Source organism: Mameliella sp. LZ-28, from assembly GCF_012274245.1.
Lineage (GTDB): Bacteria > Pseudomonadota > Alphaproteobacteria > Rhodobacterales > Rhodobacteraceae > Antarctobacter > Antarctobacter albus.
Window position 1 is genome coordinate 25189 of record NZ_JAANYX010000011.1, and the last position, 14103, is coordinate 39291.

General features: G+C 65.2%; 13 protein-coding genes. 6 read left to right on the plus strand and 7 right to left on the minus strand.

What is annotated here, in order from left to right; all coding sequences use genetic code 11:
- Nucleotides 1–73: 73 nt before the first annotated feature.
- From G9Q80_RS06730 to cysG, 6 genes are all read right to left on the minus strand, one after another.
- The gene (locus G9Q80_RS06730) at nucleotides 74–940 is read right to left on the minus strand and encodes a ferredoxin--NADP reductase (RefSeq protein ID WP_088668634.1); all 867 of its coding nucleotides are present in this window, start codon (nucleotides 938–940) and stop codon (nucleotides 74–76) included.
- 124 nt (nucleotides 941–1064) lie between these two features.
- Nucleotides 1065–1454 carry a DUF934 domain-containing protein gene (locus G9Q80_RS06735; RefSeq protein WP_088713935.1) on the minus strand — a complete coding sequence of 130 codons (390 nt, stop codon included), beginning with the start codon at nucleotides 1452–1454 and terminating at the stop codon, nucleotides 1065–1067.
- Entirely contained in the window at nucleotides 1451–2191 is a 741-nt protein-coding gene (locus G9Q80_RS06740) for a phosphoadenylyl-sulfate reductase (RefSeq protein WP_232788142.1), read from the minus strand. The genes G9Q80_RS06735 and G9Q80_RS06740 overlap by 4 nt, the downstream gene beginning before the upstream one ends.
- 55 nt (nucleotides 2192–2246) lie before the next feature.
- Nucleotides 2247–3920, minus strand: a complete 1674-nt coding sequence (locus tag G9Q80_RS06745; protein ID WP_088713933.1) for a nitrite/sulfite reductase — start codon at nucleotides 3918–3920, stop codon at nucleotides 2247–2249.
- A 42-nt stretch (nucleotides 3921–3962) separates the two neighbouring features.
- A complete protein-coding gene (locus G9Q80_RS06750; protein ID WP_069211627.1) occupies nucleotides 3963–4262 on the minus strand; it encodes a DUF2849 domain-containing protein in 300 nt (99 codons plus the stop codon).
- A complete protein-coding gene (gene cysG, locus G9Q80_RS06755; RefSeq protein WP_088713932.1) occupies nucleotides 4193–5650 on the minus strand; it encodes a siroheme synthase CysG in 1458 nt (485 codons plus the stop codon). The genes G9Q80_RS06750 and cysG overlap by 70 nt, the downstream gene beginning before the upstream one ends.
- A gap of 109 nt (nucleotides 5651–5759) precedes the next feature.
- On the opposite strand from cysG, the gene G9Q80_RS06760 reads away from it, so the two are divergent.
- Nucleotides 5760–6248 carry an Lrp/AsnC family transcriptional regulator gene (locus tag G9Q80_RS06760; protein ID WP_043145361.1) on the plus strand — a complete coding sequence of 163 codons (489 nt, stop codon included), beginning with the start codon at nucleotides 5760–5762 and terminating at the stop codon, nucleotides 6246–6248.
- A gap of 20 nt (nucleotides 6249–6268) precedes the next feature.
- On the opposite strand, the gene G9Q80_RS06765 is transcribed toward G9Q80_RS06760, so the two are convergent.
- Complete coding sequence (locus G9Q80_RS06765; RefSeq protein ID WP_088713931.1) at nucleotides 6269–7444, minus strand: cytochrome P450; 1176 nt, start codon at nucleotides 7442–7444, stop codon at nucleotides 6269–6271.
- Nucleotides 7445–7502: 58 nt separating this feature from the next.
- On the opposite strand from G9Q80_RS06765, the gene G9Q80_RS06770 reads away from it, so the two are divergent.
- The 5 genes from G9Q80_RS06770 to G9Q80_RS06790 all read left to right on the plus strand — a co-directional run bounded on the left by G9Q80_RS06770 (nucleotide 7503) and on the right by G9Q80_RS06790 (nucleotide 14103).
- Nucleotides 7503–9245: a sensor histidine kinase gene (locus G9Q80_RS06770; RefSeq protein WP_088713930.1), complete on the plus strand. Its 1743-nt coding sequence runs from the start codon at nucleotides 7503–7505 to the stop codon at nucleotides 9243–9245.
- A gap of 76 nt (nucleotides 9246–9321) precedes the next feature.
- Complete coding sequence (locus G9Q80_RS06775; RefSeq protein ID WP_088714153.1) at nucleotides 9322–10548, plus strand: sigma-54-dependent transcriptional regulator; 1227 nt, start codon at nucleotides 9322–9324, stop codon at nucleotides 10546–10548.
- A 293-nt stretch (nucleotides 10549–10841) separates the two neighbouring features.
- Complete coding sequence (locus tag G9Q80_RS06780; RefSeq protein WP_043145222.1) at nucleotides 10842–11846, plus strand: DctP family TRAP transporter solute-binding subunit; 1005 nt, start codon at nucleotides 10842–10844, stop codon at nucleotides 11844–11846.
- Nucleotides 11847–11930: 84 nt separating this feature from the next.
- Nucleotides 11931–12665 (plus strand): TRAP transporter small permease, encoded by a 735-nt coding sequence (locus G9Q80_RS06785; RefSeq protein ID WP_074620916.1) that lies wholly within the window; start codon nucleotides 11931–11933, stop codon nucleotides 12663–12665.
- Nucleotides 12666–12669: 4 nt separating this feature from the next.
- Nucleotides 12670–14103, plus strand: coding sequence for a TRAP transporter large permease (locus G9Q80_RS06790; protein WP_074620917.1), 1434 nt, complete (start codon nucleotides 12670–12672; stop codon nucleotides 14101–14103).

The window sequence follows — 14103 nt, forward strand, 5'->3', positions numbered from 1 at the left end:
GCACAACAGTCCACCGCAACGCAGAAGGGCCGCCCGATGGGGCGGCCCTTTCGCGTTCCAGTGCGGCGCTTTCTCAGTCGAGAAAGGCCTTTTCGACAACGTAGTGCTTGGGGTCGGAGTTCGCCCCTTCTTCCAGCCCGTATTCCTCGAGCATTTCCTTCAGTTCGAGGTTGAAGGCCAGGTTGCCGCAGATCATCGCCCGGTCGGTCTCGGGGGTCAGCGGCGCCACGCCCAGGTCCTCGAAGGCCTCGCCCGAGCGCATCAGGTCTGTGATGCGGCCCATCTTGGCGCTTTCTTCGCGGGTGGTGGTCGGGTAGTACTTGATCTTCTTCCAGAAGCCTTCGCCGATCACCTCGGCCAGGAGTTCGTCGGTCTTGAGGCTCTCGATGATCTCGCGGCCATAGGTCAGCTCGCCGGCCTCGCGGCAGGTGTGGGTGATGATGATTTCGTCGTAATCCTCGTAGGTCTGCGGTTCGCGCAGGAGCGAGGAGAAGGGCGCAAAGCCGGTGCCGGTGGCAAAGAACCACAGCCGCTTGCCCGGCAAGAGCGCGTCATGGACCAGCGTGCCCACAGGCTTGGGGCGCAGGATGATCTGGTCGCCCGGCTTGATGTGCTGCAGTTTCGAGGTCAGCGGGCCGTCCTGCACCTTGATCGAGTAGAACTCCAGTTCCTCGTCCCAGGAGGGGGAGGCGATGGAATAGGCGCGAAGCAGCGGTTTCTGCTTGCCGGTCTTGGGATCGGGGTCGCCCATCAGGCCGATCATGACAAACTCGCCCGAACGGAACCGCAAGCTCGCGGGGCGCGTGCAGCGGAAGGAAAACAGCCGGTCGGTGTAGTGCTTGACCTCGGTCACGGTCTGGGCATCCGGCACGGCAAGGGTGCGGGGCGCGCGGGCGGGCTCGGTTGCAGTGGCGTCGGTCACGGGGCTCATCTCTGTCATGTCGTCCTGCCGGTCTGGTAGGCCGGCACCTCTTGTCTAGCTTTGATCTGTATCAGGTGAAAGGCGGCGCAAGGGCGCGGGCCGGGATTGCCCCGGCCTGCGCCCGATGACGTCGCGAAATGAGTCAGGCGGTGCCGCGCATCCGTGCCTGGTAGTCATGGGCGCGCCAGTCGGCGCGGAACACCCATTGGTCCTGCGGCTGGCGTTCGGCCAGCGCTTCGTCGATCTCGACTTCGTCGAAACCGGCGCGCCGGGCCATCGCGTATTGATCCGCGATCACATGCCCGCGCGCCCGCAGGCGGCCCTTGTATCCCCGCAGGCGCAGCAGTCGCGCCAGGGTAAAGCCGCGCCCATCCGCAAAGCTGGGAAAGTCGATCCGGATCATGCCGGTGTCGTCGTCGAAGGCGAGGCTTTCGGGGGCGGTGTCGGACGGCAGGTCCTGGGCCGCCGGGCCGTCGAAGTCGCCGTTCCAGTCCTCGGCGTGAAAGCCGTCGTCGCGCACGATGATCGTCATGCCTTTTCTCCTTGTGTCTCGCCGCCTCTGACGGCGCGGCCATCCACGAAATGGATGCCGCATTCTTCCTTGTCCTGCCCGCGCCAGCGGCCCGAGCGGGGATCCTCGCCGGGCGCGACCTTGGACGTGCAGGGTTGGCAGCCGATCGACGGATACCCCTGCGCTACCAGCGGATGCTTGGGCAGGCGGTTTTCCTCCATGTAGGCGCGCACGTCCTCGGGCGTCCAATGGGCCAGCGGGTTCAGCTTGATCCGGCCGGTGCCGTCTTCAAGCTCGAAGAACTCCAGCGCGGCACGGGTGCCGGACTGGTAGCGCTTGCGCCCGGTGATCCAGCCGTCGTAGCCGTCCAGCGCGGCGTTCAGCGGCTCTGTCTTGCGCAGGGCACAGCAGGCATCGGTGTCCGACATCCGCAGGGCGCCATAGGGATCGCGCTTGTCTAGCGTTTCGCGGTCGGTGCGGATGATCCGCAGGTTCTCCAGCCGCAGCCGTTCCGCGACCTCCTGCTGATAGGTCAGGGTCTCCGCGAACAAGAGCCGCGTGTCGATGAACAGCACCGGCGTCTTGCGGTCCACCATCGCCACCAGGTGCAACAGGGCCACGGATTCAGCCCCGAAGGAGGACACCAGCGCCAGTTGCCCGGCGTCGGGATCGCTGAGCGCGCCTTCCAGCACCGAAGTGGCGCTGTGATGGCGATACCGCGCGTTCAGCGCCGCGACCCGTTCGGCGCGGTCGGTCATGTCCTGCCGCGTGCCCTGCGCGGCAGGTCTGGACGGGGTGAAGGCGTTCATGCGCTCAGGCCGCCTCGGACCGCTTGTCGGCCTTCTCGCCGTAGAGCGCCGTCTTGAAGGGCGCCATGCCCAGACGGCGATAGGCCTGAAGGAAGGTTTCTTCGGCGCTGTCGCGGTGGTCGAGATAGGCCTCCACGATGCGTTCGATGGCCGGAACGATTTCCTCGGCTGAAAAGCCGGGGCCGGTGCGGTCGCCCAGGGCGGCGGTTTCGGTGTGATCGCCGCCAAGGGTGATCTGGTAGTTTTCCACCCCCGCGCGGTCCAGGCCCAGGATGCCGATATGGCCGACGTGGTGATGCCCGCAAGCATTGATGCAGCCCGAGATCTTGATCTTCAGGTCGCCGATCTCGTGCTCGATCTTCAACTCGTCGAAGCGCGTGGCGATCTCCTGCGCGATCGGGATCGAACGAGCGGTCGCCAGGGCGCAGTAATCCATGCCGGGGCAGGCGATGATGTCGGACACCAGCCCGATATTGGCGGTGGCCAGCCCGTGCGATTTCAGCCGCGCGTGGATTTCCGGCAGGTCGTCCTTGTGGACATGCGGCAGGATCACGTTCTGCTCATGGCTGATGCGCAGCTCGTCGTGGCCGAACTCCTGCGCGATGTCGGCCATGACTCTCATCTGGTCCGCCGTGGCGTCGCCGGGCGTTTCGCCATGCGCCTTGAGGCTGATCTGCGCGATGGCATAGCCCTCTGCCTGGTGGTCCGACAGGTTGGTGTCAGCCCAGGCGCGGAAGACCGGATCGTTGTCATAGGCGCGGTCAAAGGCCGAAACAGGGCGTTTCGTGAACGAAGGCGCCGCGAAATGGGTCTTGATCGTCTCGAACAGGTCCAGGTCGGCGCCGTTGAAGGCGGCCTTGGTCTCGGCGAAGCGCGCCTCGACCAGGCGGCGGATCTCGTCGATGCCGTGCTCGTGCACGGTGATCTTGATGCGCGCCTTGTACTTGTTGTCGCGGCGGCCCAACAGGTTCCAGACCGAGACGACGGCCTCGACGTAGGGCAGCAGGTCTTCCTGGGGGACGAACTCGTTGATGATCTTGCCGATCATCGGCGTGCGGCCCAGTCCGCCACCGACCAGCACGGCATAGCCGATCTGTCCGTCCTTTTCGACGATGCGGATGGCCAGGTCATGCGCGGCGGTCACGGCACGGTCGTTGGGCGACCCGGTGACGGCGATCTTGAACTTGCGCGGCAGGAACTGGAATTCCGGGTGATCGGTCGACCACTGGCGCAGCAGCTCCGCCACCGGGCGCGGATCTGCGATCTCATCCGCCGCGGCGCCGGCGAAATGGTCGGCGGTCACGTTGCGGATCGTGTTGCCCGAGGTCTGGATGGCGTGCATCTCGACCTCTGCCAGCGCGTCCAGCATGTCCGGCACATCCTGCAGCTTGGGCCAGTTGTACTGGATGTTCTGCCGCGTGGTGAAATGGCCATACCCCTTGTCCCAGCGCTCGGCGATATGGGCCAACTGGCGCATCTGGGCGCTGTTCAGGGTGCCATAGGGGATGGCGACGCGCAGCATGTAGGCGTGCAGCTGCAGGTAGAGGCCGTTCATCAGGCGCAGCGGCTTGAACTCGTCCTCGGTCAGCGACCCGTCGATGCGGCGCTCCACCTGGGCGCGGAACTGGCGGTTGCGTTCCGCCACGAAAGCGGCGTCGAAGTCATTGTATGCGTACATCTGTCGTCTCCTTTGCGCCTCGGCGCGTGGGGTCGGAAAATCTTACAGCTCGGCCTGTTTGCCGTGCGCGTAGTTCGAAGGGCCCTTGCGGCGGAAAGCCTCGCGGAAATGCGTCGGCTCCGGCCCGTTTGCGCCCGGTTCCATGTCTGCGAGATAGACGCCGACAACCTCCGCGTGCCGCGCGCTGGCCTCGACCAGCCGCAGCTGGGCGTGGGCCTCGTCGGTCAGCAGTTCCGCATCGCGCAGGTCCGCGCTCCAGCGGTCGTCGGCGGTCAGATAGACGACGTCGCCAGCGAGGAGGGCGTTTGCGGTGACGACTTTGGGTGTGAACTTGCGGGCCATTGATATGCCTCCTGATCGAAACTTGTGACGGGAAGGCCATCGCGCGGGGCGAGGCCGTAAAGCATGAGGGCGGGGCCGTCGAAGCCAGCCTCCGCGAGGTCGGTCGAAAGCCGGTCGAGTGTGGTGTCCAGCACTCGCTGGTCGGGGCGCGAGGCATTCTCGACCACGGTGACGGGGGTGTCGGGGGCGGCGCCATGCATCATCAGCCGGCCTTGCAGGAAATGCGCGGCGCGCTTGCCCATGTAGATCGCGGCGACCTCGCCGGGGCGGGCCAGGCTGCGCCAGTCGTGATCGGCAAAGCCCTGCATGTCATGGCCGGTCATCACCCGCGCCGAGGCATTGCGCCCGCGTTTGGTGATCGACTGGCCGATCGAGGCGACAGCGGCAGAGGCGGCGGTGATGCCGGGCACCACGTCATAGGACAGACCCGCGGCCAGAACTGCCCCGATTTCCTCGTCCAGGCGGCCGAAAACGGTGCAGTCACCGCCCTTGAGCCGCACCACCTGCGCGCCTGCGAGGCCGTGCTTGACGATCAGCGCGTCGATGTCTTCCTGCCGGGAGGAGGGGCCGAAACCGGTCTTGCCCACGTCGATCATGGTGGCCTCGCGGCGGGCCAGTTCCAGGATCGGCTGCGGCACCAGCCGGTCGTGGATCACCACGTCGGCGGCGTCCAGCGCCTTGCGCGCCTTCAGCGTCAGCAGGTCCGGATCACCGGGGCCGGCACCGACAAAGGAGATGTGGCCGGGGCGCTGATCGCGCTCAAGGTGGCGGGCCAGAAGGTCGTCCAGAGCCTGGCCAACGGCCTCTTCGCCCTGCGTGATCGCGCGGGGGCCTGCGTTGAAATAGTAGTCCTGCCAAAAATCGCGGCGTGCGCGGCCAAAGGGCAGGGCCTCTGCCATTTTGCGGAACGTCTTGCCGATGCGCGCCAGCGTGCCCAGCGTCGCGGGCAGGCGCTCTTCGAGGTCGGCCTTGATTGCGCGGGCCAGCACCGGGGCCGCGCCCTCTGTCCCGATGGCCACGGTCACCGGATCGCGGTCGACGATGGCGGGGGTGATGAACTGGCTGTCCTGCAGGTTGTCGACGACATTGACCAGCGCGCCCTCGGATCGGGCCAGCGCGGCTGTGCGCGCGTCCTCGTCCGCATCCTCGTTGGCGCCGTAGAACAGGACGGCGCAAAGCGTGTCGCCCGGTTCCAGCGCACGGGGCACCAGGGTCAGGACACCTTCGGCGGCCCAGGTGATGATCTGACGGGCGGGGTGGGCGGCAAAGACGGTGATCTGCGCCTCTGTCTTGAGGAGCAGGCGCAGCTTGGCCAAAGCGGCATCGCCGCCGCCGGAAACAATCACCCGCCGCCCGGCGAGATCGAGAAAGATCGGGAAGTGCTGCACTTCGGAACTCCTTGCGTCTGCCTTTGATAATAGGAAATTGTCCCCCGTTTTGCCTATGGGGCTGGGAAAGTAAGAACGTATGTTCTACAAGGTCAATGTCGGTGGAGAAATGTTCCAATACTGGCCGAGAGGGAGAACAGCCGTGAAGATCGACGACACGGATCGGAAAATTCTTGCGGAACTGCAACGCGATGCTGGGCAGTCGCTGGACGAGATCGCCAAGAAAGTGGGCTCTTCCAAGACCCCTGTCTGGAACCGGATTCGCAAGTTGCGCGAGGGTGGGGTGCTGGGTCAGCAGACCGTTGTGCTGGACGCCGAAAAGCTGGGGTTCGAGGCGACGTTCTTTGTCCTGATCCGCACGTCCGAGCACGAGGCGGACTGGCAGGCAAAGTTCCTCAAGGCCCTGCGCGAACGCCCCGAGGTGCAAGAGGCGCACAGGCTGGCGGGCGACATCGACTATATCCTGAAGGTGCGGGTGAAGAATGCCCGCGCCTATGACGTATTCTACCAGGCGCTGATTTCAGAGGTGAAGGTGCACAACGTCACCGCGCTCTTGTCGATGGAAGAGATCAAGGCGACGACGGCGCTGCCCTTGTGACCAAGGGCGCTTGGCCCGTGTCACGATGTGCTGACCCTCAGATGTTCCAGCCCGTGAAAATGATAGAGGTTGGCGTACTGCGGCGGTTCGGCCAGGCGCAGGGCGGGCAGGCGCTCGAACAGGATCGGCAGGGCGATCTGCAGCTCCAGCCGGGCCAGCGGCGCGCCGACACAGAAATGCAGACCGGCGCCGAAACTGGTGTTGGCGCTGATCGGGCGCGCTGGATCAAAACGCGCCGGGTCAGGCCAGACCCCGGGGTCGCGGTTGGCGGCGCCCAGCAACAGCGCCACCTGGTCTCCGCGCCGGAAGCGATGCCCGAAAACCTCCACCTCTTCATAGGCGTAGCGCGTGAACATGTGCAGCGGCGGGTCAAAACGCAGGATCTCTTCGACCGTGGTGTCGGCTGACGCCCGCGTGATACCCAGCCCGCGGTCCAACAGGCACTTGATCCCGTTGCCAAGCGTGTGCACCGTCGCCTCGTGGCCCGCGTTCAACAGCAGGATGCAGGTGGTGATCAGTTCCTCGGTCGAGAGCTTCTCGCCATCCTCCTCGGCGGCAATCAGATGGGTGATCAGGTCATCGCCGGGCTGGCTGCGCCGGGTTTCGACATAGCCCTTGAGGAAATCCGAGAACTCCTGCGCCGCGCGCGCGGCACCATCCTCGATCGCGCGGTCGCGGCGGGCCTGGTAGATGGCGACCATCGCGTTCGACCAGGCCAGCAGTTGATCCGCCTGGGCCTCCGGCACTCCCAGCAGGCGGCAGATCACGATGACCGGCAGCGGCTGGCAAAAGCCCGTCAGCAGGTCGCAGTCACCCTCGGGCAGGCGGTCGATCAGGTCATTGGACAATTGCGCGATTTCTGGCCCCAGCGCCTTGATCCGGCGCGAGGTGAAGGCGCGCAGCACCAACCCGCGCAAACGGGTGTGGCGCGGCGGTTCCAGCTCCAGCATGGAATGCGCCTCGACCGCGTAGAAGGGCGCGAGATGCGGCGGAATCGCGGGGGCCTGTTCCGGCGGGATCTCTCGCCCGAAACGGCGGTCGCGCAGGAGCGCGCTGACCGCCCGGTGCGAGACCGCGCAGGGCATCGCGTAGTCCTCCCACCAGGCCAGATCGCCTGCGCCGCGCAGGCGTTCGTAGAACTGGTAGGGGTCCTGGACGAATCCGGCGTCGGTCGGGTCTTGGGAAAAGCGCTGCATGGGGGGATGCTTGGCCCGTCTTGGCAGCACTGGCAAGAGGGGTCTATGATCGTTGGCCATGAGAGACAGACCCACAGCACGCGCGCCCATCGTCGGGCTTTTCCTGGCCGCGGTCGCTGGCCTGGGCTGGATCGTCTGGACAACCAGCTACGCCGAGGCCCTGCGCCAGGTCGAGGCACAGGGCCGGTCTGACCTGAGACTGGCCGCCGACCGGCTGGTGACCGGGTTGCAACGCTACCGATCGCTTGCGGTGTCGCTCGCCGATCATCCTGCGCTGACCGCGCTGCATGCAGATGGGGACCGGGCCGCGGCAGAGGCGGTTTTGTTGCGCAACCTGGACCAGACCGGCGCGCTCAATGCCTTTTACGCCGACCGCAATGGGCGCGTTCTGGCCTCTGCCCAAGGCGAGGTGCCTGTCGATCTGGCGGCGCAGCCCTGGTTCCTGCGGGCGGTGAACGGCGCGCTGGGGGCAGACCGGGGCATCAGCGCAGCCGCCGCACGGCGGGCCTATTTCCACGGTGTTCCGAGCTTTGGTCCGGACGGCAAGGTGCGGGGTGTGCTGGTCCTCGTGGCCGACATCGAGGCGCTGGAATGGGAGTGGAGCGGTTCGCGCCCCTCGGTCTTCTTTACCGACGCGTTGAACCAGGTCTTCGTCACCAACCGCTCCGAACTGCTGTTCTGGCAGCGCACCGAGCGGGCGATGATCGGTCCCGGGGGCGAGGTCGTCGATGTCCATGCGCGTATGGTCGGCGAACACGAGGTTTGGCACCAACGTCTCAGCCCCTATGTCCCGCGTGCGGCCCTGCACCTTGTCCAGCCGCTGCCTGTGATCGGCCTGACCGGCGAGGCACTGGTGGACGTCGGACCAGCGCGGCGGCTGGCTTGGTTGCAGACCGCCGTGGTGGCGGTGCTCTGCCTCTTCTTCGGATCGCTGCTGTTCCTGGCAACAGAGCGGCGGCGCGCGCTCAGCATCGCCAATGCGCGGCTGGAAGGCCGGGTCAGGGACCGGACGCAGGACCTGGAACAGGCGAACATGGCGCTGCGGCGCGAGGTATCGGAACGAGAAGAGGCAGAGGCCGCGCTGCGCCGGGCACAGGCGGAACTGGTGGAAGCAGGCAAGTTGAGCGCCCTGGGCCAGATGTCGGCAGGCATCAGCCACGAGCTGAACCAGCCGCTGATGGCAATCGGGCAATTCGCCGAAAACGGCGCCGCCTTCCTGGACAAGGGCAAGCCGGAGAAGGCGCGCGCCAACCTCGACCGGATCGCCGGGCTGGCGGCGCGGGCGGCACGGATCATCAAGAACCTGCGCGCCTTTGCCCGCAACGAGGCAGAGCCGATGGGCAAGGTCGACGTGGTGGCGGTGCTGTCCTCGGCGGTGGAGATGACAGAGGCGCGGTTGAAATCCGACGGCGTGACGCTGCATTGGAACCCGGAATCCTGGCCCGCGCCGATCTGGGTCATGGGGGGCGAGGTGCGCCTGGGTCAGGTCTTCGTCAACCTCATCAACAATGCAGCCGATGCCATGGCGGGGCAGGAGGTCAAGGTGATCGAGATCACGCTGGTGCTGGGTGACAGGTTGGTGGTGCGGGTGCAGGACAGCGGGCCGGGCATTGCCGATCCGGACAAGGTGTTCGAGCCGTTCTATTCGACCAAGCAAGTGGGCGACGGCATGGGGCTGGGCCTGTCTATTTCCTACGGTCTGGTGCAGAGTTTCGGCGGCCGCATCCGCGGCGCCAACACGGAAGCCGGGGCGCTGTTCACGGTCGAGCTGGATTACTGGCGGGCGGAGATGGCTGCGTGAGGACGAGGGACGACGCTTGTCCCGTCCTACAGACGGAACCTCGCCCCGCCCACCGGCCCTTGGGAGACCGGACATGATGGTCAGCCGCGTGCTGCTGGTCGATGACGATGCCTCGGTTCGCGAGGCGCTGGGGCAATCGCTGGAACTGGCGGATTTCGACACGCTGACCGCCGGGTCTTTTGTCGAGGCCAAGGACCGGATCCGTCCAGATTTCGACGGGGTGATCGTCTCGGACATCCGGATGCCGGGGCGGGACGGCTTTCACCTGCTGGACTATGCGCACCAGCAGGACCCGGAACTGCCGGTCATCCTGCTGACCGGCGAGGGCGACATTCCGATGGCGGTGCGGGCCATGTCGCAGGGGGCCTTCGACTTTCTGGAAAAACCCTGCAGCCCGGCGGATTTCACGGCCGTTGTGCGCCGGGCCCTGAAGACGCGCGGCCTGGTGCTGGAAAACCGGCGGCTGAAGGCCCAACTGGAAACCGGCGATCCGGCTGCGCGGCTGATTTTCGGCATTTCACCTGCGGCGGAACGCTTGCGCGCCCGCGTGCGCATGGCCGCGCGCGCCGGGACAGAGGCCCTTGTGACCGGCGCGCCCGGCACCGGCATTTCCAAGGTGGCCGAGGTTATTCATCTGGCCTCGCCCCGTGCCAAGGCACCGTTCCAGAAACGTGCCGCATCGGGGCTGGACCGGGCCGAACTGCAGGCCCTCTGGCAAAGTTGCGCCGGTGGGTCGCTGTTCCTCGACGGGATCGGCGGGCTCAGCCAGGATACGCAACTGGCCCTGATCGACCTCATGGAACAGGGCGACACGGTCCTGATCGGGGGCAGCACGCAGGACTTGTCAGTAGCGGCGGAAAAGGGCGAGATGTCCAGTGACCTCTACTACCGGCTCGAGGTCTGCCAGGTTCGTATTCCTTCGTTGTCGGAACGCCCCGAGGATATCCCGGTTTTGTTCCGCCACTATGTCGCCCAGGCCGCCGAACAGGCCGGCCTTGCGCCGCCGGAGATTACCGAGGACCTGATCTCCAGCCTGATGGCGCAGGACTGGCCGGGCAACGCCCGCTCACTGATGAGCACGGCCATGCGCTTTGTGCTGGGATTAGGCGACGTTGCTGCGCCGGAGGGCAGCCTGGGGCTGGCCGAGCGCATGGCTCAGGTCGAGCGATCCCTCCTGATCGAGGCGCTGCGCAAGAACGAGGGGCAGGCGCGGCATGCCGCCGAGGCATTGAAGCTGCCGCGCAAGACCTTTTACGACAAGCTGGCGAAATACGGGCTGAAACCCGAGACCTATCGCGCCTGATGGCGAGTCGCGCCGAAGGGCAGGGGGATTCGCAATCTGCCCGGCAACTGTGCGGATTTCCGCACAGCGAGCGGAAACAGCTGTGCGGAGAATCGCACGACTCGCGGCGCCAAGACACCGGTCGCGCGAGGAATTCCATCGTAACGATATGATTTTGTTTCAGAAAAGTGGCACGAAAGAGTTTCCGGTCACGCGCTCTTGATCCGATTCGGAACAGGCGGCTTTCTAAGCGGCATCCGGCGCCTCGAGGAGGGGCGCCGCGAAACTTGCAAAACGTATCTGGGAGGATACCCATGAAAAAGTTTCTGATGACCGCCGCGGCGGCAGCCCTTGTCGTGACCGGTGCCACCGGCGCCCAGGCCGCCTGCGACGAGGGTGAGCTTGTCATCAAGTTCAGCCATGTCACCAACACCGACCGTCACCCCAAGGGCATCGCCGCCACCCTGCTGGCCGAGCGCGTGAACGCCGAGATGGACGGCAAGGCCTGCATGGAGGTCTTCCCGAACTCGACCCTCTACAACGATGACCAGGTGCTGGAGGCGATGCTGCAGGGCGACGTCCAGCTGGCCGCGCCCTCGCTGTCGAAGTTCGAGCAGTTCACCAAGCAGTTCCGCATCTTCGACCTGCCGTTCATGTTCAAGAACATCGAGGCCGTCGACGGGTTCCAGAACTCCGACACCGGTCAGAAGATGAAGGAATCGATGACCCGTCGCGGTCTGCTGGGCCTGGCCTTCTGGCACAACGGCATGAAACAGATGTCGGCCAACAAGCCGCTGGTTGATCCGGGTGACGCCGAGGGACTGAAGTTCCGCGTGCAGAACTCCGAAGTGCTCAAGGCGCAGATGGCGGCCCTGGGCGGCAGCCCGCAGCCGATGGCCTTTTCCGAGGTCTACGGTGCGCTGCAGACCGGCGTCGTCGACGGACAGGAAAACACCTGGTCCAACATCTACGGCCAGAAGTTCTTCGAGGTGCAGGACGGCATCACCGAGACCAACCACGGTGTGATCGACTACCTGGTCGTGACCAACGTGGACTGGTGGGAAGGCCTGGACGCGGACGTGCGTGACCAGCTGGCGACCATCATCGCCGAGGTGACCGAGACCCGCAACGCAGAGAGCTTCAAGGTTAACCAGGAAGCCAAGCAGGCCATCATCGACGCGGGCGGCACCGTGCGCGAACTGACGCCTGAGCAGCGCGCGGCCTGGGTCGACACCATGAAGCCGGTCTGGGACGAGTTCGTGAAGGACGTGGGCCAGGACAACATCGACGCAGCACAGGCCATCAACAACGGCATGTAACGGCCTGAGCGCCGAATGCCCGGCCCCCGTGATAGTATGGGGGCCGGTTTTTTTGTACCCGAAACCGGGGCAAGGAGGGGGACCATGTCATCTCATAATCCGCCGAACGGGATGTTCGGACGTTTCATCGACGAACTGGAAGAGACGGTGATCGCGCTCATCCTTGGTGCGATGACGATCATCACGTTCATCAACGTCGTGCTGCGCTATGGCGTGAACAGCAGCTTCGGTCGCTGGCTCGAGGACCTGCTGGGCGTCGACCTGCCCGGTGGCCTGATCTGGGGGCTGGAGGCGACCTCGTTCCTCTTTGCATGGCTGGTGCTGTTCGGGGTCAGCTACGCGGTCAAGAAGACCGCCAACCTGGGCGTGGACGCGGTGCTGAACGTGGTTTCCGCCCCGACACGCAAGGTCATGACCCTGATCGCGGCGGCGGTCTGCATCGGCTATGCCTTCCTGCTGCTCAAGGGCGCCTGGGACTACTGGGCCAACTTTGCCAACCTGCCGCAGACCACGGGCCGCTGGTTCCCCACCGGGTTCGAGGAGATGGGCCGCACCTCCTACCGCTCCTGGTACGAGGTGATCGACATCCCGATGCCCGAGTGGCTGCGCTTTATCGAACCCTGGATCAACGAGGGCGAAGCCTATGAAAAGATCCCGCGGTTCATCCCCTACGTCATCCTGCCTTTTGGCGCGCTGCTGCTGTTTTTCCGGTTTATCCAGGCCACCGTCCGCATCTGGCGCGGCGAAGCCGAGAGCCTGATCGTCAGCCACGAAGCCGAAGACGCGGTCGAAGACGTCGCGCACATGAACAAGGACTGATCCGATGGATGTTGTCATTCTCTTTGGCATGGTGATCGGCCTGATGCTGATCGGTGTGCCGATTGCCGTCTCGCTCGGGTTTTCCTCGATCGTCTTCCTGCTGGTGCTCAGCGACACCTCGCTGGCCTCGATCGCGCAGAGCTTTTTCCAGGCGATGGCCGGGCACTACACGCTCCTGGCGATCCCCTTCTTCATCCTGGCGTCCAGCTTCATGTCGACGGGCGGCGTGGCGCAGCGGATCATCCGCTTTTCCATCGCCTGCGTCGGGCACCTGCCGGGCGGTCTTGCCATCGCCGGCGTCTTTGCCTGCATGCTCTTCGCGGCGCTTTCCGGGTCCTCTCCGGCAACGGTGGTCGCCATCGGGTCCATCGTGATCGCCGGGATGCGACAGGTGGGGTATTCCAAGGATTTCGCCGCCGGTGTCATCGCCAACGCGGGCACCCTGGGCATCCTGATCCCGCCGTCGATCGTCATGGTCGTCTATGCGTCGGCCACCGATGTTTCCGTGGGCCGCATGTTCCTGGCAGGGGTCATTCCGGGCCTGATGGCGGGCACCATGCTGATGGCCACGATCCTGATCATCGCCATCATGCGCGACCTGCCCAAGGGCGAATGGAAAGGCTGGGGCGAAGTGGCCGAGGCCGGGGGCGATGCGCTCTGGGGGCTCTTGCTGATCGTGATCATCCTGGGCGGCATCTATGGCGGCATCTTCACACCGACAGAGGCAGCGGCGGTTGCGGCGGTCTATGCCTTCATCATCGCCACCTTCGTCTATCGCGACATGGGGCCGCTTGCGAACAAGGAAGGCGGGCCGAACACGCCGCTGATCCGCAAGCCCATCGCCCTGGTCACCGCCTTCTTCCACAAGGACACAAAGGACACGCTGTTTGAGGCAGGCAAGCTGACGGTCACGCTGATGTTCATCATCGCCAACGCGCTGATCCTGAAACACGTCCTGACCGACGAACAGATCCCGCAGCAGATCGCCTCGGCCATGCTGGACGCCGGGTTCGGCCCGATCATGTTCCTGGTAATCGTCAACGTGATCCTGCTGATCGGCGGTCAGTTCATGGAGCCTTCGGGCCTCTTGGTGATCGTCGCGCCGCTGGTCTTCCCGATTGCGCTGCAGCTGGGGATCGACCCGATCCACCTGGGCATCATCATGGTGGTGAACATGGAAATCGGGATGATCACGCCTCCCGTCGGTCTGAACCTCTTCGTGACCTCTGGCGTGGCGGGCATGCCGATGATGCGGGTCGTCAAGGCGGCGCTGCCCTTCCTGGCCGTTCTCTTCGTCTTCCTGATCATGGTGACATACATCCCGATCATCTCGACGGTGTTGCCGGACAACGTGATGGGGCCGCAGATCAACTGCGCGGGTGCACCACCCACAAACCAGCTCGAGGCCGCCTTCTGCGAGGCGCGCACAGCGGAATAA